The following is a 25919-nucleotide window of genomic DNA, read 5'->3' as shown; positions in this document are numbered from 1 at the left end:
TCTATGACCCCTGATTTTTATTTGGTTTATGGGCGCTTGATGATGACTTGCGTGGGCGATGGCGTTTACGCACTGGCGCACTACCTAGCTCAGCTATCATCTCACGCTGCTTAGTATTATTGGAACGCTGATACTCATCCCACCAGACAGCAAGCTCTTGAAGCTCATTTCTCCGTTCAACATTGGCCCTTAATTCTAATAAATCAAATGCAGCACGGAACTTTGGATGCTCCATTAATTTATTCGCTCGGCGCCCTTGGCGGCGAGGAAGGCGTAATTGCAATTGCCAAATATCACGCATGGTGGTGGTGATACGTTTAGGTATCGCAATCGAACGGCACTGCTCATCAAGTATGTCATTCATCGCCAGTGCGAAAGCATCATAGTAGGCAAGCCCACCTTCTTGAGACAGCTTTTCTGCATGCTCCGTAACGGGATACCATAACATGACTGCAAATAAAAATGCAGGATTAACCCGTTTATCATTTTTGAGCCTAAAGTCAGTATTTTTGAGTACCTGATCAATGATTTTTTCCATTGGCGAATCATTGTTATTGGTAAAGCGACTACTGATAACCGGAAACAGTTGCTCAAATAAGTGGTACTCTTTTAGCATGTTATAGGTTGCATAACCTTGACCCGCTTGTAGCAGTTTCAGTGACTCTTCAAATAACCTTGCTGAAGGAATTTCGCGCAATAGCGGTGCCAGACGTTGGATTGGTTGCGCCGTATTTGGCTCAATACGCATATCCAATTTACAGGCGAAACGCACCGCACGTAGCATGCGAACAGGATCTTCGCGATAACGAGTCTCTGGGTCACCAATAAGGCGAATAATCCCCGCTTTAAGATCGTTTAAGCCGCCCACATAGTCACGAACAGAGAAGTCATCAATGTTGTAGTAAAGGCTATTGACGGTAAAGTCACGGCGGATTGCGTCTTCTTCGATAGAGCCGAAAATATTATCCCGTAGCAACATGCCATTTTTGGCTTGCTGGGAGCGGTTTTTATCTTCCGACTCAATTTGGTCATGGTGACCGCGGAAAGTGGCAACTTCAATGACCTCTGGCCCGAACATAATGTGGGCGAGACGGAATCGACGACCGACTAGCCGGCAGTTACGAAATAGTTTGCGGATCTGCTCAGGCGTTGCATTAGTTGTAATATCAAAATCTTTGGGTTTTTTACCAAGGAGTAAGTCACGTACACCACCGCCAACGAGGTAGGCCTCATAGCCATTTTTATTTAAGCGATAAAGTACCTTCAGTGCATTATCACTAATATCACTACGTGAAATAGTATGCTCTGAACGAGGAATTACAGTGATATTTTCATCTGTTTCAGTCGTCATTGTCTCTGATTTCTCTGCCTGAATACCGGCACGTTTGGACTGACGAACCGTGGTTTTTGTTTGTTTAGCGTTCTGTTCTACGGACTGAGCTGTCGCAGTGTCAGAATAAGTGACTGGCCTTTCACCGGCTGCCTGTGCGTCACGCGTGTCCTTGTCATTTCGCGATAAAATATTACGGCAGAAATTTGCTACTCGGTTAAAAATAGTACACCTCGATATCATTACGAATATTCATTAAACAAAATAAGCGGCTAATCATAGCTTACTGGCCTTTCTTTGAGAATGCTTAAACGCATAAAAGTCATATTCAGTCATAAGCATTGTCAATAATATCATGAGATGGGATCGCCGCTAGCTGCCATTTATCCGTTGCGGTTTTTAAAATCTCATCGGTACTCAAATCACGCCAGTGCTGGATTGGCGGTTGATTCAGTAATGTTAGTGCATGGCATATTACTGGGCGAGGATCCGTCATCGGCAGTGCTGTGGCATGATTTTGCTTTGATAGCTTATTATTATCATGATTTAGGATCAGCGGTAAATGGGCATAATCAGGAACAGGCAATGAAAGGTGGTGATATAACGAAATTTGCTGTGAGGTGGTAGGGATTAGGTCTGCGCCTCTCATCACTTCAGTGACATTTTGATAATGATCATCAACAACAGCGACTAAATTATAAGCAAACAAACCATCTTTACGATGAATAATAATATCTTCTTCAGCGACATTGGCTGGTGTCACAATTTCGCCTCTGAGCCTATCTGTAAATTGATAAACGGGGTGAGTTTGTTTTAATCGAATAGCCGCTTGATGGTCTGGAAGATGGAGGTTGCGACAATGACCATCGTAATGCCCTTGCAACGCTTTGATACGTTGCCGTGAGCAAGTGCAGTAGTAACTTTTGCCTTGTTGGCGAAGGTCATCTAATGCAGCACGGTAGGCATCATGACGTTTTGATTGGTACAGTACCTGATCATCCCAATATAAGCCGTAATGCGCTAACGTTTTTAGAATATTATCAGCCGCGCCGGGAACTTCCCTTGGGGGATCAATATCATCAATACGCACCAGCCATTTACCTTTTTGCGAGCGTGCTTGCAAATAGCTACCTAGGGCGGTGACGAGTGAACCAAAGTGAAGGTTACCTGATGGAGATGGTGCAAAGCGACCAATATAGGGTGAAGTGGAGGTGCTCATTACTAGATTTCCTTATAACGGCGCAAGGTTAGTGCGCCGTTAAGGACTCCATAATCAGTGATTAGCCAGCCATTTGCTTTTCGCGAATTTCTGCTAATGTTTTACAGTCGATACACAAATCAGCGGTAGGGCGGGCTTCCAAACGACGGATGCCGATTTCCACACCACAAGATTCGCAGAAGCCAAAATCGTCTTCTTCGACTTTCTTCAGTGTTTTCTCGATTTTCTTAATCAACTTACGTTCACGGTCCCGGTTGCGTAATTCAAGGCTGAATTCCTCTTCCTGGGCTGCCCGATCAACAGGATCTGGAAAGTTAGCTGCCTCATCTTGCATATGAGTAACTGTCCGGTCTACTTCATCCCTGAGTTGATTGCGCCATGCTTCGAGAATGAGCTTAAAATGCGCCAACTGGGCTTCGTTCATGTACTCTTCGCCAGCTTTTTCATGATAGGGTTCAACCCCAGCAATGGCGAGAATGCTTAAGGACGATGTCTTACGTTTTTGCCCTTCTTGCATAATGCTTCTCCTACACACGCAAATTTCACAAAACCCCAAAGGGGGGAAAAATTAAGGTCGCTATAAATAGCAGAAGAGTGCCCTCTTGGCAATCGTTCATGCAATGAGTTTTGTAATGCTGTGAAGGCGCGCGTGTTTATTCCTTTTTAAGCCTCCAGAACCCATGCGTCTTCGCTTTGAGCAGCGAATAAACTATCATTATTTGATAGGTGTAAACTTAATTTTTTTACCCAATAGCATTTTTTGCGTATTGATATCTACTTGATAACACAGTACTTCAACACCATTTTCGATAGCTTCTTTCAAAAGTGTGGCATATTGCTTATCAATATGGGCTGCTGCCGAGACCTCGTAGATCCCCGTATGCAAAACTGCAAACAACAGTATGGCTTTTTTTCCTTCTTTAGCAATTGTTGTTAGCTCTCGTAAATGCTTTTGTCCGCGTTCAGTCACAGCATCGGGAAAATAGCCATGGTTATTTTCCAATAACGTGACAGATTTTACTTCGATAAAACAATCGGGTAGCCCATCTCCAGATAAAAAGAAATCAATCCGGCTATTTTCAGAACCGTATTTCATCTCAGGCTTTATTACACTATATTCGGATAATTCTGGAATGGTTTTTTGCGCCAACGCCTCGGCAATGATCTGATTAGCTCGTAATGTATTGATACAAATTAGATGATTTTGTGACGTTTGTGTCACTTCCCAACTGTGTGGGTACTTGCGTTTTGAGTTATTCGATGTTGAATACCAAATTTTATCTCCGGGCGTTGCACAGCCAGTCATCGCCCCCGTATTGGCACAGTGGATAGTCATGACTTCACCGTCAGGTGTAACGACATCCGCTAAAAAGCGCTTGTAGCGTTTGATCAGTGTGGCTGGTTGTAACGGGGGAATAAACTCCATATTGTCTCCGCAATCAGTATTCAGGAAATAAGCAGCAATGCTACAATCTTTGCCTGAAAATGTTAAATACCATTGGAGTTATCAGCCGCGTGTTACCGATTTATGACGTTAGTGATTCCTTACTTACGGCCTTACAGCAATCTCCGCAAGTGTTATTACATGCCCCTACAGGGGCGGGTAAATCAACCGTTTTACCTCGGCTAATATTAGAAAGTGGGGTGATTGACGGACGTATTATCATGTTGGAGCCGAGACGAATTGCGGCTCGTAGCGTCGCTAAACGGTTAGCCGAGCAGCTAGGCGAAGATATCGGTAACACGGTAGGGTTGCGCATGCGCTCTGAAAGCCGAGTTAGTGTAAACACACGTATCGAAGTGGTGACTGAAGGGGTTTTGACTCGCATGTTGCAAGATGATCCGATGTTAGAAGGGGTCGGTTTAGTCATTCTTGATGAGTTTCATGAACGCAGTTTACAAGCGGATTTAGGTTTGGCGCTACTGCTTGATACTCAGCAGGCACTGCGTGAGGATTTAAAAATCTTGTTGATGTCGGCCACATTGGATGATCAAGGGCTGGTGGCTCTATTCCCTGATGCCCCCGTGATCGTATCCGAAGGGCGTGCCTATCCTGTCGAAAGGCATTTTTACCCCATCAATGCGAATAAATTATTCCACAAAGAGGTGGCAAATGCGGTTTGGCGATTACTTCAACAAGAAAGTGGCTCGCTATTGCTTTTTCTACCCGGTGCGGGGGAAATCGAGCGAACTCGCTCAGAGCTAGCTTCTATGGTTAGTGAGGACATACTTTTATGCCCAATGTATGGGGCACTATCAATAAAAGAGCAGCAGCAAGCCATTCAGCCTGCCCCTGAAGGCAAACGTAAAGTCGTTTTAGCGACCAATATTGCAGAAACTAGCTTAACGATTGAAGGCATTCGCTTAGTTGTTGACAGCGGTTTTGAACGAGTAGGCTTATTTAATCCTCGCACTGGACTAACAAAACTGGTTAAACAGCGTATTAGCCAAGCGTCCATGCAGCAGCGGGCTGGGCGAGCAGGACGGTTAGAAGCCGGTATTTGTTGGCATTTATTCAGTCAAGAGCAAGCGGAAAGAGCCGCACAATTTAGTGAAGCTGAAATATTACACAGTGATTTAAGTTCGTTATGGTTATCTCTGTTGCAGTGGGGATGCCAAGCGGTGGAGCAGCTTCAATGGTTAAACCTGCCACCACAACCCGCAATAGCCGCAGCGAAAGAGTTGCTGAGTCGACTTGGGGCGATTGATCAACACGGTAAGCTAACTCCGCTTGGAAGAGGAGTCGCAGAACTCGGAAGTTCAGTGCGCACTGCCGCCGTGTTGTACAAGGCCTTGCAAAGTCAAAATAATGAAGTGATTAAATTAGCGGCGTTATTAGTGGCAATATTAGAAGAGCCTCCACGCCAAGCTCACAGTGATATTTATTATTATTTGGATAAGCCTACAGAGAGTTGGTGCAAACGTGCCACTTTATTATGTGGTTATCCGGTCACAGCAGCAGTTGGCAGAAACGTCTCGCTAATAAGTGAGTGGTTACCTACTTTATTAGCGAGCGGTTTTCCAGACCGTATCGCGAAAAGTCGAGATCATCAAAGCCGCTATCAGTTAGCAAGTGGATTAGGGGCATCGTTAGATGAAAATGACGCGTTGTTAGGAAATGAGTGGCTAATCGCTCCAACACTTTGGCAACCTGAAACCTCAGCAGATGCCAAAATAAGTCTAGCAACCCCTATTGAGATCGCTAGCTTGCAGGCGGCTTGTCCTGATTTGTTTTATCAGCAGGAAACCGTCGAGTGGGATGAACAAAAAGGCACTTTAATTGCTTGGCGACGGTTGCAATGTGGGCAATTGGTTGTTCGCTCTGAAAGATTAACCCATCCTGATAGACAACAAATTAAACAGGCATTGTTACATTGGCTAAGGCAAAATGGATTAGAAAGTTTAAATTGGAGCCCGTTTGCACAGCAGTTTCGGATCCGTTGCCAATTGGCTCAACGTTGGTTTGCTGATACCACTTTACCAGATGTGGCTGATGAGGCTTTGTTGGCTTCCTTAGAAGCTTGGCTTGCGCCTTACTTAGATGGAATAACTCACCGTAAGCAACTTCAAGAAATCAATGTCGGGGAGCTGCTGATGCATCGTTTAGATTGGGAGCAACAAAAATGGTTAAAAGAGGCTTTACCGACGGACTATTTAGCGGGTTCGGGGAGTCGTGTAAGCATTCACTACTCTTTAGATAAGCCCCCGATGATAGAGATCCGCATGCAGGAGATGTATGGGCAGACATCGAACCCAACGGTTGCTCATGGCAAAGTCGTTGTGGCGGTTGCTTTGTTATCACCTGCGATGCGCCCATTACAGATCACCCAAGACTTAGGGGCTTTTTGGCAGGGCAGCTATCGAGAAATACAAAAAGAGATGAAAGGTCGCTACCCAAAACATTTATGGCCAGATGATCCTGCTAATACGCAACCTACCAATAAAACTAAAAAAGCGATGAATACCGAGGGGCGTTAAATAGAAGCGAATGAAAAAACAGGCGAGATATACACGAAACACGCCGTGAAAAAGCATCATCAGTCAATTTGAGCCTTCTAATTTTTTGTTGGTATGGATAAGGTGCGCTAGCAACTCAATCCAGATATGGGTCGTGATAGACGGTCTAACTGAGAGCGTTTTTATCTTGCGTTGTTGTGCTATGTCTCAGACATGGCATGAGTTTCACTGTCTGTCAGTAAATCGATGTAAATATCTGCATAACGTAACAGAAAAAAGTTATAGCTAGCTTCAGGCATTTTTTATCCACTCATTGCGCGACAAAATTGATATGGATCCTACACGCTTTATTTGATATGGAATAATAGAGTAAACTGTAAAAATTACTTTAAATATTAATTGGTTAATTGAGTGTTACGTGTATGCGTGTTTTTAGTTGGAAAGTAAAGTATCACGGATAAAAATATTCTATTTTATTAATTGCTTATAGGGTTTATTTTGTTTTTTTGCCGTGTTGGTATGTCATTGGCAGTTTTTGAGATAAAATTTACCGATGCAAATGATGTGCAGACAAAGATAAGTGCGTAACAAGGCTATTTTATGCTCTAATAGATGTCCGTGGTGATGGAGTGATATTATTTGCTGCGTAAGGTAATGAAATGTAATTAAGAGCTTTCTTCTGTGAACGCTTTGACATTTTAAGTCAGAATCAAGGATAGTACGTTAAGAATGTAGGTGATATGGAGCGACCATGTCCGGTAAAGATTTTGAACCTATTGGTAGACGTAAGAATACGTCGACGAAAAAAAAGCAGTCTCATTCACGCCGCCGCCGTGATGACTATGATTATGATGAAAAATTATTTGATGACGATGATATTGATGAGCAAGACCTCGATGATGAAGAGGACGAGCTAATGGCGAAGAACAAAAATAACAAAGGTAACAAAAATCGTAAGCCAAAAAGCCGATGGCGCTGGTTTTGGTTATTGGTCAAAATTTTTATTGTCTTTGCTGTATTGCTTGGAGCCTATGCTTTTTATTTAAACCAGCAAATCAAAGAACGCCTTGATGGCAAGGTTTGGGATTTACCTGCGGCAGTGTATGGCCGGATGGTTAACCTTGAACCGGGAATGGATTATAGCCAAGCTGAAATGATCCGCTTACTGGAAGGTATGCAATACCGTAAAGTGACGAAAATTACTAGCTCAGGTGAGTTTTCCGTTAAAGGCAACACGATTGAAATATTACGGCGTCCATTTAATTTCCCTGATCAGAAAGAAGGGAAAATATTGGCGCGCATGGTGTTTGACCAAGGGATCTTAACTAAAATTGAAAACATGGAAAATGGTCGTTCATTTGGCTTCTTCCGGTTAGATCCTAAACTGATCACCATGATGCAGTCGGCGAATAATGAACAGCGCTTAGTTTTACCGTTGTCAGACTTCCCTGAATCGCTAGTAAAAATTTTGATAGAGACCGAAGACCGTAACTTCTATGAACATGATGGGGTGAGTCTTTACTCTATTGGTCGAGCGGTTGTCGCTAACTTATCGGCGGGCAAATCTGTGCAAGGGGGAAGTACCCTGACGCAACAGTTAGTTAAAAACTTATTTTTAACGAATGAGAAGACATTCAGGCGCAAAGCGAATGAAGCCATTATGGCGCTCTTGCTAGATTACAACTATAGCAAAGACCGTATCCTTGAATTGTACCTCAATGAAGTGTTCTTAGGGCAAAACGGGAACGATGAAATTCGTGGCTTCCCATTAGCGAGCCTCTATTATTTTGGTCGCCCTATTAATGAATTAAGCCTAGACCAACAAGCGTTATTAGTTGGAATGGTTCAAGGTGCCACAAAGAATAACCCGTGGACGCAGCCAGAAAATGCGATTAAACGTCGTAACATCGTGTTGAAAATACTAGAAACACGCAATGTTATCGATAATGAAATGTATCAAGTGCTTAGCGCGCGTCCTTTAGGAGTAAAACCAAGAGAAGGGCTTGTCGCCTCTCAGCCTGCTTTTATGCAGATGGTTCGTCAGGAATTAAATGAAAAACTGGGCGATAAAGTTAAAGAGCTTTCTGGCGCAAAAATCTTTACGACTCTTGACCCCGTAGCACAAACTGCGGCTGAAAATGCGGTGGAATCAGGTGTGGCTCAGCTACGAGCAGATCGCAAACTGAATGATATTGAAGGGGCGATGGTCGTGGTTGACCGCATTAACGGTGAAGTTAGAGCGATGGTAGGTGGCTCACAGCCACAATATTCCGGTTTCAACCGTGCGCTCAATGCGCGTCGTAATATTGGTTCATTGGCGAAGCCACCGGTTTATTTAGCGGCATTGAATGAGCCTGATCGTTTCCGCCTGAATACATGGCTAAAAGATGAACCATTATCCGTTAAGGTGGGGAATCAAGTCTGGAGGCCAAGAAACTATAGCCGCAATTTTACAGGGGGAATGATGTTGGTTGATGCATTAGCGAAATCACAGAATATCCCAACGGTAAACTTAGGGCTAGAAGTTGGGCTGGATCAGATAGTTAATATCTTTGTGCGCCTAGGTGCGCCAGCGAGTGCGATGGAAAAAGTTCCCGCAATGCTACTTGGTGCGGTTAACTTAACACCGGCTGAAGTGGCGCAAATCTACCAAACCATTGGTGGTAATGGTAACCGCGCTAAACTTTCTGCATTACGCTCTGTTATTGATGGCGATGGCACTGAAATTTATCAAAGCTATCCATCCGCTGAGCGTGCAATACCGTCACAAGCGGCTTATTTAACGCTCTATGGTATGCAGCAAGTGGTGCAACAAGGTACTGGGCGAGTACTGCTGAAGAAATATGGCAAATATAATTTAGCGGGTAAAACGGGAACAACCAATGACTTGCGTGATAGCTGGTATGCAGGTATTGATGGTAAAGAAATCGCCATTGTCTGGATTGGTCGTGATAATAATGGGCCAACACAGTTAACGGGCTCTACCGGTGCATTGCGTGTGTATCAGCGTTATTTGGATAATCAAACACCATTGGCGTTGATTAATCGTCAGCCTGAAGGGATTGTGGATATGAAAGTGATGCCTGATGGTCAATTTAACTGTTCAGACTTTGGTGGCGGACGCGTATTGCCGATTTGGACTGAGGCGCCAGACGCATTATGCCAATCATCCGCACAGCAAGAGCCAGTTTGGGATTTAAATAACAACGCTCAACCGGCCCAAGAAGACGCACCAGATTGGGTGAAGGAAATGTTCGGTAATAATTAATTAGTACCGTAAAATGAAAATGCCCCGTGAGTATCAACTCGCGGGGCATTTTTTATAGGCGGAGCTTATACGATCAACACTTGAAATAACAACAGACTGTTTGCATCGCTATAAATATTTTCACCACTTATCCAAGTGGGATATGCCGTTTTAATTCCCCACTTTTTATTGTTTCAGCACTTGTTCCCAATGCTTTGACGGGTTCAACTTGTGAAATTGTAAGTTGTGCTCTAATCGCTTTAACATTAATGAGGAAACGCTAGTCGCGACAAAATGAGGGAGTAAAGGCGTAAATAAGGAGGCGAAGATATCGCCTCCGAGTGAAAGAAAGGTTAAGCAGTTTTCATTTTTGCAAATGCAACTTCTGCTGCTTCGATGGTTTTCTCAATATCTTCATCGCTGTGAGCAATAGACATAAAACCCGCTTCGAATGCGGAAGGCGCTAAATAAATACCTTGCTCTAACATAAGGTGGAAGAAGGTTTTAAAACGCTCAACATCACACTTCATGACGTCTTGGTAGCAAGTCACACTTTTTGCGTCAGTGAAGAAAATACCAAACATGCCGCCGACATGGTTGATCACCATTGGAATGCCTTGCTCTTGTGATACGCGTTTTAAACCGCGGGCTAATTTTTCAGTTAGCTCGGTCAGTCTCGCGTGAACACCTGGCTGTGCAACCTCATTAAGACAAGCAAGGCCTGCTGCCATTGCAACTGGGTTACCGGATAGCGTTCCTGCTTGGTATACAGGCCCAATCGGCGCAAGTTTCTCCATGACTTCGAAACGACCGCCAAATGCGCCAACAGGCATACCACCACCAATGATTTTACCTAGGCAGGTTAAATCAGGTTGTACACCATAGTAATCTTGCGCGCCGCCGAGTGCCACACGGAAACCCGTCATGACTTCATCAATGATCAATAGGGCATTAAATTCATCACACAGTGCACGTAGGCCGGGTAAAAACTCATCGGTTGGTGGAACACAGTTCATGTTACCCGCAACAGGCTCAACAATGACGCACGCAATATCTTGTGGATAATTTTCAAAAGCCTGACGAACCGATGCTAGATCGTTATAAGTGCAGGTGAGTGTATGTTTAACGAAATCTTCAGGTACACCCGGAGAGTTAGGCTCTCCCATTGTCAATGCCCCTGAGCCTGCTTTGACTAATAAACAGTCAGCATGGCCGTGGTAGCAACCTTCAAATTTAATAATTTTGTCGCGACCAGTGTAACCACGTGCTAAGCGGATCGCACTCATGGTTGCCTCAGTACCTGAGTTCACCATACGGATCATATCGATAGAAGGCACTAATTCACAAACCAGTTTTGCCATTTCCACTTCTGCGGCAGTTGGCGCACCGAAACTTAAGCCTTTATTGACAGCTTTGATTACGGCATCACGGACGGCGGGGTGGTTATGACCAAGCACCATTGGCCCCCAAGAGCCTACATAGTCAACATAAGCTTTACCATCAACGTCAAAAATATAAGCGCCATCAGAACGTTCAATAAATAAAGGCGTACCACCAACACCATTAAATGCTCGTACTGGTGAGTTGACGCCTCCGGGGATTAGCTGTTGCGCTTCATTATATAAGTTTAAAGATTGGCTCATGCAAGGCTCCTGAATAGGGACAAATAAATCGACTAAATACCGTTGAAACGAGACTTATCATACTTCAAGTTGCCTAGATAGGGTGGCTCAAGCCATAAGGTAGCGCTGAGTGAGGCCACTTCTGGTTGGTCATCTACATGCAACTTGAATTATTTAATAGGCCTATTCTAAAGCACGGAACCAATTAAACCAAATTCATTGATTGGTATGCACAATGTGTTGAATTACGACACAGGACTTGAATCAATGACTAAGCTGGCGGATAATTAGTAAATTGATCTGAGTAAGCTATCTGCTTACGCTGAATTACCGGTTGACCGGCTTGGAGTAAAAAATGAGTGATGATGCAGCTCTGCCATTGCAGTTTACTGATGCGGCAGCAATTAAAGTAAAAGACTTAGTTTCTGAAGAAGACAACCCAAACCTGCGTCTACGTGTTTACATTACCGGTGGTGGTTGTAGCGGCTTTCAGTATGGCTTTACCTTTGATGACCAAATTAATGATGGCGACATGACCATTGAAAAACAAGGCGTTGCCTTGGTGGTTGACCCAATGAGCCTACAATATTTGGTTGGCGGAAGTGTTGATTATACTGAAGGGTTAGAAGGTTCACGTTTTATTGTGACCAATCCAAATGCGAAATCCACCTGTGGTTGTGGTTCTTCATTTAGCATTTAAGTCTTATCGTTGAGAGGGGCGTTCCCCCTCTCATTCATTGCTATTCTGAGTGTAATTGTTCACACAATGACTGGGCCGCCAGCACTACGCGAGGGCCAGCACGATGAAACCAATCTTCATTTAAACGAATAATCGGGATAGAAAGTTGCGTTTGCCAAAATTGGCGAACGGCAGTTTCTTGAGTCTCGGTTCCTGTCATTACAATCATCTCGGGCTGCCTAGCAATAACCTGTTCACGGCTGACTTGAGGCCAAGGCACAGCACTGTTTGCGAAAATATTTTCCCCACCACACATTGAAACAATGTCATTTTGAATAGTGTTACTGCCTGTACTAAATAGGGGTTGAGTGCCTAGTTGAATAAAGACCCGTTTTTTGGGGCGCTCTTGCTGAGCGTAACGTTGTTTTAGCTGGTTAAGTTGCTCACGCATCGATAAAACGGACTGCTGGGCAATTTGGGGCTGCGGGCTGTATTTAGCCAGTTGTTCGATAGCAGAAATAACCCCTTCAACGCTTTGTGGATCGAAATAGATAATAGGGATCCCCAAAGCAGCAAGTTGGTCGAGTGGGCGCTGAGGGTTACCACCTCGCCAAGCTAAAATAAGATCGGGTTTTAGTGCCACAATCCGTTCGACATTAAGGCCTTGCCAATCGGAAACCTGCTCTAATTGTTTCGCTTCGGCAGGATAATCGGAGTATGCACTGACAGCAATCAGGCTTTCACCTAATCCAGCCGCATAAGCCAACTCAGTATTCGCTGGAGAAAGGCTGATCACGCGGTGTTTCGTGTCTGCAACAACCGATGTATTAAAAAATAGCAATAGTAGTAAGGCGAGTGTGGTTTGAAGTGTGCTTGGGTGCCATTTCATGCAGTCATTGCCTCTAACTAAAAGAATAAATAAAAAGCATAGCGTTTTATTGACTATGCTTTTTATTTTAAACGAAAGTTATGCGAGTTCAGCTAAAATTGCCGCTATCATCAGTGATGATTGGCGCGCTGCAACAGGTAAAAACTCATCAAAACTGGTGTGTGATTCTTTATCTGCTACATCGGAAATAGCGCGTACGACAACAAAAGGTACAGCGAATTGATGGCAAACTTGGCCGATGGCGGTAGCTTCCATCTCAACAGCAGCGACTTGAGGGAAGGTTTTTTTAATTCGAGCCAAAGGCTCTGCGCCATTGATGAAAGCATCACCACTGCACACAAGACCACGAACCGCATTCATATCCAACTGTTGAATACATTTTTCGGCGAGCGCGATCAATTTAGGGTCAGCCATAAATGCGGGAGGGCATTGCGCCATTTGGCCTGGTTCATAACCAAAAGCAGTTACGTCCGCATCGTGATAACGTACCTCAGTTGAAACAACGATATCGCCAACATTTAAGTTAGGATCTAAACCACCCGCTGAGCCAGTATTAATTACTATATCGGGTTGGCAATGTTCAAGTAGCAACGTGGTGCCGATTGCCGCCGCCACTTTACCAATACCTGATTTTAGCAGCGCAACGTCGACGCCATTAATTTTCCCTGTGTAAATTTCACAGCCAGCACGGCTGAGAGTTTGGCAGCCTTCAATTTGTTCACGCAGGATGGCAACTTCCTGCTCCATTGCACCTATGATACCGACTTTCATTATGTCATACTCACTGTTGATTAATTAGACACTTAAGGTAGAGATGACTAAAGTGTAACATTGAAAGGTATTATTTCTCTGCCTTTTATTTTTGTCTCGTGTATAAAGGATGAGGAGTTGGTGTGAGCGAAATTAATTTTCTAACAAAATTAAATTATCAACGAAACTATAATAGCGCGAAAAGTCCTCGAGTCTCTGCTCACAATGAAGATGCTGTTAATCGCCAATTTGAAAGTGATAGAGGCCGAATTATCAATTCAGCGGCGATCCGTCGGTTGCAGCAAAAAACACAAGTATTTCCATTAGAACAAAATGCCGCAGTGCGCAGCCGATTGACCCATTCCTTAGAAGTACAACAAGTCGGGCGTTACATTAGCAAAACGGTTCTTCACGAATTAAAAAAGAAAAAGTTACTGGAAAAATATGGGCTACATGAGCGTTGTGATGCGTTTGAAAGCCTAGTCGAAATGTCTTGTTTGATGCACGACATCGGTAACCCTCCTTTTGGGCATTTTGGTGAAGCCGCAATTCAGAGTTGGTTTCGCCAACTGCTAGCCCCTCAATACCAATACACACCCGATTATCCGGATCCTTGTAAAATCGCCGCCATGCGTTTAACTGGGGATGAACGTCTTGATCTCTTCCGTCGTCAACTTAAACAGGATCTATGCTCTTTTGAAGGTAATGCGCAAGGGATACGCATGGTACATCGCCTATTGAAGCTAAATCTCACTTATGCACAAGTCGGCTCTATCTTGAAATATACGCGCGGAGCATATGATCTTGAACCTATTCCTGAAAAATTTGATTATTTGATGAAAAAGCCGGGCTACTATTGGTCTGAACTCGGTTTCGTGAATGAACTATGTAAAAAATTAGAGATGGGTGAACATTGTCGCTTCCCACTTTCTTATATTATGGAGGCGGCTGATGATATCTCTTATTGTATTGCTGATTTAGATGATGCCGCTGAGAAAGGAATTTTTACCGTTGAACAATTGATCAACTATTTGCGGAACGAATGGGGGGTAGTCGAAAAAGGCGACTTATTTGATGAAACCATTATGAGCGCTTTTAATAATATCAGTGATAACCATACAAGACGAATTCAACAAGACCAGTTTTTTATGTATTTACGAGTGAATATTACCAGTAAATTGGCTCGTTACAGTGCTCAGCGTTTTATTCAGAATCTCCCCGAAATCTATGCAGGGCGCTTCAATAGCGCATTGTTGGAAGATAAAAGCCCTGAGCATCGCTTACTTAAAGTTTTGAAAACGGTTGCATTTAAGCATGTCTTTAGCCATCACGAAGTAGAAGAGCTGGAGTTGCAAGGTTATCGCATCATTGGGGGGCTGTTAGATTTTTATCGCCCATTATTGATGTTAGAAAGGGAAGACTTTATTTCGCTAGTTGAAAATAACTATCACAAACAATTTTTTATCGAAACACGGTTATTCCATAAACTCTCTAATAAGCACCGTTTGTCATACAGTGAAGCAATTGAAGGCATATGTGCAACAAATGAAATAGAGAAATCTATTCTTGAGTTTTATTATCGGGCACGATTAATTCAGGATTATATCAGCGGCATGACGGATCATTATGCCTATGAAGAATATCGTAAATGTATGGTGTCAAACTGATTGTTTATTCGGCAGTAAGGTGATGAAGGCGTCAATTATTTTGAATAAGAGCCGTTCAAACAAACAAAAATAATAAAAAAATATACGTTAAGTGAAAAAGTGATAACTCATCTTGGCAAAAAAACTGCTATTATAGGCGCGTTTTTTACTGAGCATATATTCTGCTGACTAGGTGATATGCACTAGTAGACGCTATAGTTACGCGTAGGTAGAGCTTAAAGTCAGTGTGTTGTCGCGTATCTTATGCCAGTGAGAGAGCATCTCTTTAACCAAAGAGAATATAAAATTATTTTCTGAAACTTAACACCTCGTAGTGACAAATTATGGCCCAATTTTACTCGCCAAACCGCCGTACCACCCAACGCCGTCAAATAACGGTGACAATCGATAGTCTAGATGCAGCAGGTCAAGGAGTTGCACGCTCTAATGGTAAAGCGATTTTCGTAGAAGGGCTTCTACCCGGTGAACAAGCGCTAATTGAATTGGTTGAAGAGAAAAGCCGCTTTGCGAAAGCAAAAGTGGTTAAACGTTTAAGTACCAGCCCACAACGGGTTAAGCCACAGTGCCGTTATTTTAATCAGTGTGGTGGCTGCCAGCAGCAGCACATTGATATTTCTCTACAAAGAGAAAGTAAAGCCAATGCATTACAGCATCTAATCGCCCGAGAAACTGGGGTTCAAAAAGAAGCCAAGCCCATTATTTTTGGTGAACCTTATGGTTACCGCCGTAGAGCGCGTCTTGGATTACAGTATCAAAATAAAAGCAAACACCTGTTAATGGGGTTTCGCCAAACTCAATCGAATACCTTGGTCGATATCAAGCAGTGCCCTGTACTGCATCACGACCTTGAACGATTGATCCAACCACTATCTGACTGCTTAAATCAGCTAAAAGCTGCACCAAAACTCGGCCATGTGGAGTTGATCCGAGCAGATAATAGCCTCATTGTCTTACTGCGCCACCTTGTACCATTGGCTCCCTCCGATCAGCAGCTGCTTAAAAGCTTTGAACAGCAACATGAGGTCTGTGTTTGGTTAGCAGGGGATGAACATAGCTTACATCCGTTAAGCGCTTCTACCGTGATACCTGAATATCAGGTTGCTGGGGAAATGTTACAGTTCAGCCCATTAAACTTTATTCAAGTCAATAGTGACATCAATCAGAAAATGGTTGCTCAAGCACTTGAATGGTTGGATCTGCACCCACATGATCGAGTTTTAGATTTGTTTTGTGGCATGGGGAATTTTACATTGCCTATCGCGAGGCGAGTCAAAGCCGTGGTTGGTGTTGAAGGTGTCGAAAATTTAGTCAAACAAGCGAGAAATAACGCGCAGCGCAATTCAATTGGTAACGCGACCTTCTATAATGAAAACTTAGAGGCGCAAATCCATACTCAGCCATGGGCAGCTGAAGGGTTTAATAAGGTATTGTTAGACCCTGCTCGAGCGGGCGCCGCTGGCGTAATGGAACATTTAGTTAAACTGATGCCCGAAAAAATTGTCTATGTTTCTTGTAACCCGACCACTTTGGCACGGGATAGCAAAATTTTGCTTCAAGCGGGATATCAGTTAGTACAACTGCGGATGTTGGATATGTTTCCGCATACCAGTCATCTGGAATCAATGGCGCTATTTATCAATAGCCCAGAGGGTTAACAGGTAGGGAGAATATATGGTTGCTGTAAGAAGTGCACATCTTACCCCAGCAGGTGAGTTTGCCCCAGAAAAATGGGTAAGCGGGCTGGGCCTAAATAATCCACAATCAGAACAAAAACTTATCCATACCTGGCAGTATTGTCATGAAAAATTAGCAGGGCAAGAAACGGCACCCCTACTGCTATGGCGTGGGATCGAGATGACCGAAATACTCTCGACGCTGAGCATGGATATCGGTAGCTTACAAGCCGCACTGCTATTTCCGTTAGTTGAAGAGAAACAGCTCGATGAACAAGCGGTAATTGATGATTTCGGTCAATCAATTTATGAGCTGGTAAAAGGTGTCCTTGAAATGGATGCCATCCGCCAATTAAAGGCGACACAGTCGGGGGAAACTAGCTCCGTTCAAGTGGATAATATTCGTCGCATGTTACTGTCGATGGTTGAAGATTTCCGCTGTGTTGTCATCAAGCTAGCCGAACGTATTGCGCATCTACGCGAAGTGAAAGATGCGACAGAAGATGAGCGCGTATTAGCCGCTAAAGAGTGTTCCAATATCTATGCGCCATTGGCCAACCGCTTGGGTATCGGTCAACTCAAATGGGAATTGGAAGATTTTTGTTTCCGTTATTTGCACCCAGAAGAATACAAGAAAATTGCGAGCTTATTGCATGAGCGCCGTATTGATCGCGAAGAGTATATCGATAACTTTGTGACCACATTGCGCAAAAAAATGCTGAAAGAGAATATTCAAGCTGAAATTTATGGGCGTCCCAAGCACATTTACAGCATTTGGCGCAAAATGAAGAAAAAATCGCTAGCATTCGATGAGTTATTCGATGTCAGAGCGGTACGTATTGTCGTTGAACGTCTACAAGACTGCTATGCAGCGCTGGGGATAGTACATACCCATTTCCGTCATTTGCCGGATGAATTTGATGATTATGTCGCCAACCCTAAACCCAATGGCTACCAATCTATCCATACCGTAGTACTTGGGCCAAATGGTAAAACCCTCGAAATACAGATCCGCACCCGCCAAATGCATGAAGATGCAGAGTTGGGGGTTGCTGCACACTGGAAATATAAAGAGGGAGCAACAGGGGTTGGTAAAGGAAGCAGCTACGAAAACCGTATTGCATGGTTGCGTAAATTGATAGCATGGCAAGAAGAGATGGCTGATTCAGGTGAAATGCTTGATGAAGTGCGTAGCCAAGTTTTTGATGACCGCGTATATGTATTTACACCTAAAGGGGATGTTGTTGATTTACCTGCGGGGTCAACGCCACTCGACTTTGCTTATCATATCCACAGTGATGTTGGGCACCGCTGTATTGGCGCTAAAATTGGTGGTCGTATTGTACCGTTTAGCTATCAGTTACAGATGGGTGACCAAATTGAAATTATTACCCAAAAACACCCAAATCCAAGCCGTGACTGGCTCAACCCTAATTTAGGCTATGTGACAACCAGCCGGGGGCGCGCTAAGATCCATAACTGGTTCCGTAAGCAGGATAGGGATAAAAACGTGCTGGCGGGGCGTCAAATTCTTGATAACGAATTAGCGCACCTTGATATAGGTATCAAAGAGGCGGAAAAATTATTGATAGCACGCTATAACGTCCATTCTCTTGATGAGGTCTTGGCCGGAATTGGCGGTGGTGATATTCGTATCAATCAATTAGTCAACTTCTTACAAAGTAAATTCAAGAAAACGTCAGCGGAAGAAGCCGATCGCGAAGCGATGAAGACGCTGGAAAGTAAAACTGCGGCGCCACGACCAGCTTCCCAAACGAATAGCAGTGGTCGCGTAGTTGTCGAAGGTGTGGGTAACCTAATGCACCATATCGCACGCTGCTGCCAGCCCATTCCTGGTGATGACATTGTTGGATTTATCACGAAAGGGAGAGGTATTTCTATCCATAGTGTTGATTGTGAACAGCTTGCTGAGTTGCAAAGCCATGCACCTGAGCGCCTAGTTGATGCAGTATGGGGGGAGAACTACTCCAGTGGTTATTCGCTAGTGGTGCGTGTTGTTGCTAACGATAGAAGTGGGCTGTTACGTGATATCACAACCATCTTAGCTAACGAAAAAGTTAACGTACTTGGCGTTAGCAGCCGTAGTGATGTTAAACAGCAGTTAGCGACCATCGATATGACGATTGAAATTTATAACCTACAGGTATTGGCTCGAGTATTAGCCAAACTGAATCAATTGCCAGATGTGATCGAAGCGAAACGCCATTCTAAATAATCGTAACATCGTTATGCAGTAATAAACGATCCCATGTTATCCTTGCGAAACATGGGATTTTTATGGTTTAAAAAGGTCAAAAAATGAGTACGACAGCATCACAGCTTGAACGATTACTAGGCATTATGGCGAAATTGCGTGATCCACAAACAGGTTGCCCGTGGGATACTCAACAAACGTTTAAAACGATTGCTCCTTATACGCTTGAAGAAACTTATGAAGTCATTGATGCCATTGAACGTGAAGATTTTGATGACCTAAAAGGTGAATTAGGCGATTTGTTATTCCAAGTCGTGTTTTATGCGCAAATGGCGAAAGAGCAGTCACGTTTTGATTTTAATGATATTTGCCAAGCGGTTAGCGATAAACTAGAACGACGCCACCCGCATATTTTTGACGCGAAAAATCACCCTGATAGCAGTGTTGCACTGGCAGGGTGGGAAAAGCGTAAGTCTGCTGAACGTGCACAAAAGGCGCAATTTTCCATCCTTGATGATATTCCAAGCGCGCTACCTGCCTTAATGAAAGCCTATAAGATCCAAAAACGTTGTGCATCAGTGGGTTTTGATTGGGACACGTTAGGGCCTGTAGTCGACAAGGTTCGCGAAGAGCTGGATGAAGTAATGGAAGAGGCCACTCAAGTGGTTGTTGATGAGCAGCGCTTAGAAGAAGAAATTGGCGATCTACTGTTTGCGACCGTGAATTTATCACGTCATCTAGGCCATAAACCCGAAATGGCACTTAACAAGGCCTGCCAGAAGTTTGAAAAGCGTTTTCGCCAAATAGAGTCACGTCTTGCACTAGAAGGTAAAACCACAGAAACCGCAACGCTTGAGGAGATGGAACAGCATTGGCAGCAAATTAAGCTCGCGGAATAATATTTGTTTTTAATGTGTTACCTTATTTTTTAAAATAGTTAGCATCAATACACGAGGAAATATCTTCATTTCCTAGAGGATATGAAACGATAATTGGTGATATAGGAAGTCTCCTTTCTGGAGGACAAAGGCAACGAATATCGATTGCAAGAGCACTTTATCGAGAACCTAAAATTTTGTTAATGGATGAAGCGACAAGTGATTTGGATGTAGAAAATGAGCGTAAAATAACGGAGGCGATTGCCTCACTACAAATTACCCGTATTTTTGTTGCCCATCGCCCTGAAATGATAAAGTCGGCAGATAAAATTTTTAATCTGCAATTAAATCGCTGGGTGTCACAATATGGTTGACTATTATTGTTGCTGAAAAAGTCATCATAACTGCAAAGCAAGCTTAAGTTAACCTCATTAACATCCAATTAATACACGCTAGATTGCTGATCTTTTCTACGAGTTATACGAAAAATTTCACCTAATTTAATAAAACCATCTTAGTTCACTCTAGTTTTGCTGAAAGGATTTAGCTTTTTGCGAAAAATATGCTAGCCTTAGGAGGTGTTTCTGTATAGCGACACGAATTAAAGAGAGGTGAAGTGTTATGAGTGGCATCATAACGCAAATTTGCTAACCTAAAATAGGTATATGATGAGTAAACTCACATTGCTATTTTACTTTAGGGAAAACAGTTTCTACGCTGTCGTATCTCAAAAGCTATGGTAAGCAAAGTCACTTAATGGGTTAAATGGCTTGAGTGATAGCACTGTTGCTGTTTGCATGTTAATCAACCTTGTTTGGGGCTAGAAAATATTTTTTATTTTAACTAGCTGATATTAATGGAATATAGAGGAAAATTAACCTTATTATGCTTAGAACATTTGTAGCGAAATTAAGGTTCGGGTATACTGTTTTCCCGTCCTGTTATATCCATCATCTTTTAAACCTAAACTTTCAGGTTCAGCATGAAAACTAATTATATTTTTGTGACCGGCGGGGTCGTATCCTCTCTGGGTAAAGGCATTGCCGCAGCCTCTTTGGCGGCTATACTCGAAGCCCGTGGACTCAATGTCACCATTATGAAACTGGATCCGTACATCAACGTTGATCCAGGGACAATGAGCCCAACCCAACACGGGGAAGTTTTCGTTACAGAAGACGGCGCTGAAACTGACTTGGATTTAGGTCATTATGAGCGTTTCATCCGTACCAAAATGACGCGTCGCAACAACTTTACAACGGGGCGCGTTTATTCAGAAGTATTGCGCAAAGAACGTCGCGGAGACTATCTTGGCGCGACTATCCAAGTTATCCCTCATATTACCAATGAAATTAAAGACCGCATCATCCGTGGTGGTGAAGGTCATGATGTTGTTTTAGTCGAAGTTGGTGGAACAGTTGGTGATATCGAATCATTGCCATTCTTGGAAGCTATTCGTCAAATGGCGGCAGAAGTAGGGCGTGAACGCACACTCTATCTGCATCTGACTTTAGTTCCTTATTTGGCGGCAGCGGGTGAAGTGAAAACTAAACCAACTCAGCATTCTGTTAAAGAGCTGCTATCCATTGGTATTCAGCCAGATGTGCTGATCTGTCGTTCAGACCGCGTTATTCCTGCGAATGAGCGTGCAAAAATTGCACTGTTCTGTAATGTTCCTGAAAAAGCGGTTATTTCACTCAAAGACGTTGATTCCATCTACAAAATCCCTGGTATGTTGAAATCACAGGGCTTAGATGAGTATATCTGTAAGCGTTTCAATCTTGACTGCCGCGAAGCAAACCTTGCTGAATGGGAACAAGTGATTTATCAAGAAGCAAACCCTACTGGTGAAGTGACCATTGGTATGGTTGGTAAGTATGTTGAATTACCCGATGCTTATAAATCAGTTATTGAAGCTTTAAAACACGGTGGATTGAAAAATCGCCTAACTGTGAATATCAAACTGATTGATTCACAAGATATTGAAACTCGTGGTGTTGATCTATTAAAAGGCTTAGATGCTATCCTTGTTCCGGGTGGATTCGGTGAGCGTGGTATCGAAGGTAAGATCATGACAGCGAAATATGCACGCGAAAATAAAGTGCCTTATTTAGGCATTTGTTTAGGTATGCAGGTTGCCTTGATTGAATTTGCACGTAACGTTGCCAATATGGAAGGTGCAAACTCAACTGAGTTTGATGCAAACTGTAAATACCCAGTCGTTGCGCTAATTACTGAATGGCGTGATGAAAATGGTAACCTAGAAGTGCGTTCTGAAGAGAGCGATCTTGGTGGAACCATGCGTGTTGGTGGTCAACCATGCCACTTAGTTAAAGACAGCTTGGTTCGTGATATGTATGGTGCAGATACGATTGTTGAACGTCACCGCCACCGCTATGAAGTGAATAATCTGTTGCTAAAACGCATTGAAGATGCGGGGCTAAAAGTTGCAGGTCGTTCAGTGGATAACAAACTGGTTGAAATTATTGAAAATCCAAATCACCCATGGTTTGTGGCATGCCAGTTCCACCCTGAATTCACTTCAACGCCAAGAGATGGTCACCCATTGTTTGAAGGTTTTGTTAAAGCCGCTGGTAGCTACCAGAAAGGTGAGTTGAAATAAGATATGGCGGGGTAGGCAGATGTGCCTGCTCCCCACAATTTAACTTGTACTGAGGAAAACCTAATGTCCAAAATCGTTAAAGTGATCGGTCGTGAAATCATTGATTCTCGTGGTAACCCAACTGTAGAAGCTGAAGTTCATCTAGAAGGTGGCTTTGTTGGTTTAGCAGCCGCGCCATCAGGTGCATCTACAGGTTCTCGTGAAGCACTGGAACTGCGTGATGGTGATAAATCACGTTTTCTGGGCAAAGGCGTTCTGAAAGCGGTTGCCGCTGTTAATGGCCCAATTGCAGAAGCGCTGATTGGTCAAAATGCAAAAGACCAAGCGACTATCGATAAGATCATGATTGATCTAGATGGTACTGATAACAAATCTAAATTTGGTGCGAACGCGATTTTGGCTGTGTCATTAGCTAACGCGAAAGCGGCAGCAGCGGCAAAAGGTATGCCTCTTTATGAGCATATTTCTGACCTAAACGGTACTCACGGTCAATATTCAATGCCTCTGCCAATGATGAACATCATCAATGGTGGTGAGCACGCTGACAATAACGTCGACATTCAAGAGTTCATGATCCAGCCAGTTGGTGCTTCAACACTGAAAGACGCTGTTCGCATGGGTTCTGAAATTTTCCATCACCTAGCGAAAGTACTGAAAGCTAAAGGCATGAACACCGCTGTTGGTGATGAAGGTGGTTATGCGCCAAACCTAGAATCTAACGCTGCTGCACTAGGTGCTATTAAAGAAGCTGTTGAGCAAGCTGGTTATGTATTAGGTAAAGATGTCACTCTGGCGATGGACTGTGCGGCTTCTGAGTTCTATAACAAAGAAACTGGCAACTATGAGCTAAAAGGTGAAGGTAAAACCTTTACTTCTGAAGAGTTCACTCATTATTTAGAAGGGCTGACTAAAGAGTATCCAATCGTTTCTATCGAAGATGGCTTGAACGAATCTGATTGGGATGGTTTTGCATACCAAACTAAAGTGCTTGGTGACAAAATCCAATTGGTTGGTGACGATCTGTTTGTTACAAACACTAAGATCCTCAAAGAAGGTATTGAGAAAGGCATTGCTAACTCTATCCTGATTAAATTCAACCAAATCGGTTCTCTGACTGAAACATTGGCTGCTATCAAAATGGCGAAAGATGCGGGTTACACTGCGGTTATCTCTCACCGTTCAGGTGAAACTGAAGATGCAACCATTGCAGACTTAGCGGTTGGTACTGCGGCAGGCCAAATCAAAACAGGTTCTATGAGCCGTTCTGACCGTGTTGCTAAATACAACCAATTGATCCGCATTGAAGAAGCATTGGGTGACCGTGCTCCATTCAATGGTCTGAAAGAAGTTAAAGGCCAAGCATAATTTAAGCTAGGTTGAGTTATTTCTCAAAACGGGGAGCATTGTCTTCCCGTTTTTTATTAGCCCCCATCCCCCCATTTTTTTGTTTAAATTTCTTTATCTTTTGCTAAGGAATTACACGGACTCATCATTTTTTAGATGTTCACAAAATCGATAGTTTTTTATGTATCAAATGAAAAAAGTGTTTAATTGCGCGGTACAGCTCTCAATTTTGCATCATCTACATTTGAATTTCATTCGATTAACTCTATATTCCCCATACTGTAAATAAATATTAACAAGAGCTTGGGCACTAGGATGCTGATAAGCCAATGGAGTGAATATGGATGCTTCTGAATCTCTGAAACCTTCTGTTGGGCCAACGCCATCAAATGTAAAAGGTTGGGTGATTTTAGCGGTTGATATCGTATTGCTAATTTTACTTTTAAAATATTTACCATTTGATGATAAAGCGAATGCTGGGCTTGCAATGATGGTATTTATTGGTGTGCTTTGGTTGACTGAAGCGATACACGTTACTATCACTGCATTATGTATCCCAATCTTAGCGGTTGGTCTTGGTTTGATGAATACAGGCGATGCCTTGAAGTCATTTGCAAACCCAATTATTTTCCTATTTTTTGGTGGTTTTGCTTTGGCGACAGCGTTGCATATTCAAGGCCTAGACCGGCTGATCGCTAACCGTTTATTAATGGTAGCACGTGGGCGTTTATCCGTAGCCGTGGTGTTGCTATTTGGTGTAACGGCACTGCTATCAATGTGGATTAGTAACACGGCAACAGCCGCGATGATGCTACCCCTTGTGTTAGGTATCCTTTCTAATTTGGATGCGCGTCATGAACGTAACACCTTCGTGTTTGTTCTATTAGGTGTTGCTTATAGTGCGAGTATTGGTGGTTTAGGTACCATTGTTGGTAGTCCACCAAACGCAATCGCAGCTTCTGCACTTGGCTTGGATTTCTTGTCATGGATGAAATATGGCATTCCAATTATGGTTGTGCTGTTACCAATGATGTTTGTGCTGATGTTTATGATGCTACGTCCAAATTTGAAGCATCGCTTTGAATTAGAGCTAGAGCATGTGGAATGGAATGGTAAACGTATCACAGCGATGTGCATCTTTCTTATCGCGGTGCTGTGCTGGATCACTAGTACATTTATCAGTAAAGCATTAGGTGGCGTTAAAGATCTGGATACGATTATTGCCGTAAGTGCAGCAATCCTTATCGGGGTAACTGGTGTTGCGAGCTGGGCGCAAATCCAGAAAAACACGGAATGGGGCGTATTGATGCTGTTCGGTGGTGGTTTAACACTGAGCGCTATTCTAAGTTCGTCAGGTGCAAGTAAGATTATGGCTGACTGGATGCAAATGACTTTTGGTCAAAGCCATTGGTTCGTCATTATCTTAGCGGTCACTACGTTTATCATTATCTTAACGGAATTTACAAGTAATACAGCGAGTGCGGCGTTGTTAGTACCTATTTTTGCTACCGTAGCTGAAGCATTGGGCATGCCTGTTATGGCATTGACGATGATTATTGGTATTGGTGCATCTTGTGCCTTTATGCTACCAGTGGCAACACCGCCAAATGCTATTGTCTTTGGTTCTGGTTATATCAAGCAGATCGAGATGGTGCGTGTTGGTGCAGTGTTAAACGTTGCTTGTATTATTGTGATATCACTATTTGCTTGGTTCTTCTGGCTGTAATTCGAGTCAGTCATAACCGCAAAGTGATTGGAGGCCTCATATTGATGAGGCCTCCAGCTATTTAGCCCCGCTTGGCTTAAGGTAATAGTCAAAGAGTAAAGGA

Annotated in this window: 17 protein-coding genes and 2 pseudogenes; 11 read left to right on the top strand and 8 right to left on the bottom strand. The window is 43.3% G+C overall.

The genetic code is table 11. From position 1 onward, the window contains the following. Position 1: 1 nt before the first annotated feature. The 4 genes from pcnB to sfsA all read right to left on the bottom strand — a co-directional run bounded on the left by pcnB (position 2) and on the right by sfsA (position 3975). Complete coding sequence (gene pcnB / locus PR675_RS05430; RefSeq protein WP_004922527.1) at positions 2 to 1573, bottom strand: polynucleotide adenylyltransferase PcnB; 1572 nt, start codon at positions 1571 to 1573, stop codon at positions 2 to 4. 85 nt (positions 1574 to 1658) lie between these two features. Continuing rightward, positions 1659 to 2549, bottom strand: coding sequence for a tRNA glutamyl-Q(34) synthetase GluQRS (gene gluQRS / locus PR675_RS05425; RefSeq protein ID WP_004922525.1), 891 nt, complete (start codon positions 2547 to 2549; stop codon positions 1659 to 1661). A 61-nt stretch (positions 2550 to 2610) separates the two neighbouring features. After that, positions 2611 to 3066, bottom strand: coding sequence for an RNA polymerase-binding protein DksA (gene dksA, locus PR675_RS05420; protein WP_004922522.1), 456 nt, complete (start codon positions 3064 to 3066; stop codon positions 2611 to 2613). Positions 3067 to 3264: 198 nt separating this feature from the next. After that, complete coding sequence (sfsA, locus tag PR675_RS05415) at positions 3265 to 3975, bottom strand: DNA/RNA nuclease SfsA (RefSeq protein ID WP_004922520.1); 711 nt, start codon at positions 3973 to 3975, stop codon at positions 3265 to 3267. 59 nt (positions 3976 to 4034) lie between these two features. Here sfsA and hrpB point away from each other — a divergent pair, with 59 nt between their 5' ends. Together hrpB and mrcB are read left to right on the top strand one after the other, a co-directional pair. Continuing rightward, positions 4035 to 6527: an ATP-dependent helicase HrpB gene (gene hrpB / locus PR675_RS05410; protein WP_060560831.1), complete on the top strand. Its 2493-nt coding sequence runs from the start codon at positions 4035 to 4037 to the stop codon at positions 6525 to 6527. 730 nt (positions 6528 to 7257) lie between these two features. After that, entirely contained in the window at positions 7258 to 9774 is a 2517-nt protein-coding gene (gene mrcB / locus PR675_RS05405) for a bifunctional glycosyl transferase/transpeptidase (protein ID WP_036941313.1), read from the top strand. 130 nt (positions 9775 to 9904) lie between these two features. Here the strand turns inward: mrcB and PR675_RS05400 are convergent. Both PR675_RS05400 and hemL read right to left on the bottom strand, forming a co-directional pair. Then, a pseudogene (locus PR675_RS05400) lies at positions 9905 to 10027 on the bottom strand (NadS family protein); the annotation flags it as partial. Between the two features lie 79 nt (positions 10028 to 10106). After that, positions 10107 to 11396, bottom strand: coding sequence for a glutamate-1-semialdehyde 2,1-aminomutase (gene hemL, locus PR675_RS05395; RefSeq protein ID WP_060560832.1), 1290 nt, complete (start codon positions 11394 to 11396; stop codon positions 10107 to 10109). A 334-nt stretch (positions 11397 to 11730) separates the two neighbouring features. Between hemL and erpA the strand changes: the two genes are divergently transcribed. Then, positions 11731 to 12075: an iron-sulfur cluster insertion protein ErpA gene (gene erpA / locus PR675_RS05390; protein ID WP_004922507.1), complete on the top strand. Its 345-nt coding sequence runs from the start codon at positions 11731 to 11733 to the stop codon at positions 12073 to 12075. 40 nt (positions 12076 to 12115) lie between these two features. On the opposite strand, the gene btuF is transcribed toward erpA, so the two are convergent. Further along, entirely contained in the window at positions 12116 to 12943 is an 828-nt protein-coding gene (gene btuF / locus PR675_RS05385; protein ID WP_004922504.1) for a vitamin B12 ABC transporter substrate-binding protein BtuF, read from the bottom strand. Positions 12944 to 13021: 78 nt separating this feature from the next. Further along, positions 13022 to 13714 carry a 5'-methylthioadenosine/S-adenosylhomocysteine nucleosidase gene (gene mtnN / locus PR675_RS05380; protein ID WP_004922501.1) on the bottom strand — a complete coding sequence of 231 codons (693 nt, stop codon included), beginning with the start codon at positions 13712 to 13714 and terminating at the stop codon, positions 13022 to 13024. A 122-nt stretch (positions 13715 to 13836) separates the two neighbouring features. On the opposite strand from mtnN, the gene dgt reads away from it, so the two are divergent. The 8 genes and pseudogenes from dgt (at position 13837) to PR675_RS05340 (ending at position 25816) form a co-directional block, all read left to right on the top strand. Continuing rightward, positions 13837 to 15360, top strand: coding sequence for a dGTPase (gene dgt / locus PR675_RS05375; protein WP_060560833.1), 1524 nt, complete (start codon positions 13837 to 13839; stop codon positions 15358 to 15360). 323 nt (positions 15361 to 15683) lie between these two features. Then, positions 15684 to 17015, top strand: a complete 1332-nt coding sequence (rlmD, locus tag PR675_RS05370) for a 23S rRNA (uracil(1939)-C(5))-methyltransferase RlmD (protein WP_014656565.1) — start codon at positions 15684 to 15686, stop codon at positions 17013 to 17015. A gap of 16 nt (positions 17016 to 17031) precedes the next feature. Next, a complete protein-coding gene (gene relA, locus PR675_RS05365; RefSeq protein WP_004922493.1) occupies positions 17032 to 19269 on the top strand; it encodes a GTP diphosphokinase in 2238 nt (745 codons plus the stop codon). A gap of 83 nt (positions 19270 to 19352) precedes the next feature. Beyond that, a complete protein-coding gene (gene mazG / locus PR675_RS05360) occupies positions 19353 to 20147 on the top strand; it encodes a nucleoside triphosphate pyrophosphohydrolase (protein ID WP_060560834.1) in 795 nt (264 codons plus the stop codon). A 38-nt stretch (positions 20148 to 20185) separates the two neighbouring features. After that, positions 20186 to 20500, top strand: a pseudogene (locus PR675_RS05355) (ATP-binding cassette domain-containing protein); the annotation flags it as partial. A 608-nt stretch (positions 20501 to 21108) separates the two neighbouring features. Then, on the top strand, positions 21109 to 22746 hold the full coding sequence (pyrG, locus tag PR675_RS05350) for a glutamine hydrolyzing CTP synthase (protein ID WP_004922482.1): 1638 nt from the start codon (positions 21109 to 21111) through the stop codon (positions 22744 to 22746). 63 nt (positions 22747 to 22809) lie between these two features. Then, entirely contained in the window at positions 22810 to 24111 is a 1302-nt protein-coding gene (gene eno / locus PR675_RS05345; protein ID WP_004922479.1) for a phosphopyruvate hydratase, read from the top strand. 319 nt (positions 24112 to 24430) lie between these two features. Next, on the top strand, positions 24431 to 25816 hold the full coding sequence (locus PR675_RS05340) for a DASS family sodium-coupled anion symporter (protein ID WP_004922475.1): 1386 nt from the start codon (positions 24431 to 24433) through the stop codon (positions 25814 to 25816). Positions 25817 to 25919 lie beyond the last annotated feature (103 nt).

This window comes from Providencia sp. PROV261, from assembly GCF_028477945.1.
Taxonomy (GTDB): Bacteria; Pseudomonadota; Gammaproteobacteria; order Enterobacterales; family Enterobacteriaceae; genus Providencia; species Providencia stuartii.
This window is presented reverse-complemented; position numbering and strand designations above follow the sequence as displayed.

Coding starts and splice junctions, on each gene's coding strand:
- pcnB (WP_004922527.1), bottom strand. CDS start 1,573: ATGATATCGAGGTGTACTATTTTTAACCGAGTAGCAAATTTCTGCCGT.
- gluQRS (WP_004922525.1), bottom strand. CDS start 2,549: ATGAGCACCTCCACTTCACCCTATATTGGTCGCTTTGCACCATCTCCA.
- dksA (WP_004922522.1), bottom strand. CDS start 3,066: ATGCAAGAAGGGCAAAAACGTAAGACATCGTCCTTAAGCATTCTCGCC.
- sfsA (WP_004922520.1), bottom strand. CDS start 3,975: ATGGAGTTTATTCCCCCGTTACAACCAGCCACACTGATCAAACGCTAC.
- hrpB (WP_060560831.1), top strand. CDS start 4,035: ATGTTAAATACCATTGGAGTTATCAGCCGCGTGTTACCGATTTATGAC.
- mrcB (WP_036941313.1), top strand. CDS start 7,258: ATGTCCGGTAAAGATTTTGAACCTATTGGTAGACGTAAGAATACGTCG.
- hemL (WP_060560832.1), bottom strand. CDS start 11,396: ATGAGCCAATCTTTAAACTTATATAATGAAGCGCAACAGCTAATCCCC.
- erpA (WP_004922507.1), top strand. CDS start 11,731: ATGAGTGATGATGCAGCTCTGCCATTGCAGTTTACTGATGCGGCAGCA.
- btuF (WP_004922504.1), bottom strand. CDS start 12,943: ATGAAATGGCACCCAAGCACACTTCAAACCACACTCGCCTTACTACTA.
- mtnN (WP_004922501.1), bottom strand. CDS start 13,714: ATGAAAGTCGGTATCATAGGTGCAATGGAGCAGGAAGTTGCCATCCTG.
- rlmD (WP_014656565.1), top strand. CDS start 15,684: ATGGCCCAATTTTACTCGCCAAACCGCCGTACCACCCAACGCCGTCAA.
- relA (WP_004922493.1), top strand. CDS start 17,032: ATGGTTGCTGTAAGAAGTGCACATCTTACCCCAGCAGGTGAGTTTGCC.
- mazG (WP_060560834.1), top strand. CDS start 19,353: ATGAGTACGACAGCATCACAGCTTGAACGATTACTAGGCATTATGGCG.
- pyrG (WP_004922482.1), top strand. CDS start 21,109: ATGAAAACTAATTATATTTTTGTGACCGGCGGGGTCGTATCCTCTCTG.
- eno (WP_004922479.1), top strand. CDS start 22,810: ATGTCCAAAATCGTTAAAGTGATCGGTCGTGAAATCATTGATTCTCGT.
- PR675_RS05340 (WP_004922475.1), top strand. CDS start 24,431: ATGGATGCTTCTGAATCTCTGAAACCTTCTGTTGGGCCAACGCCATCA.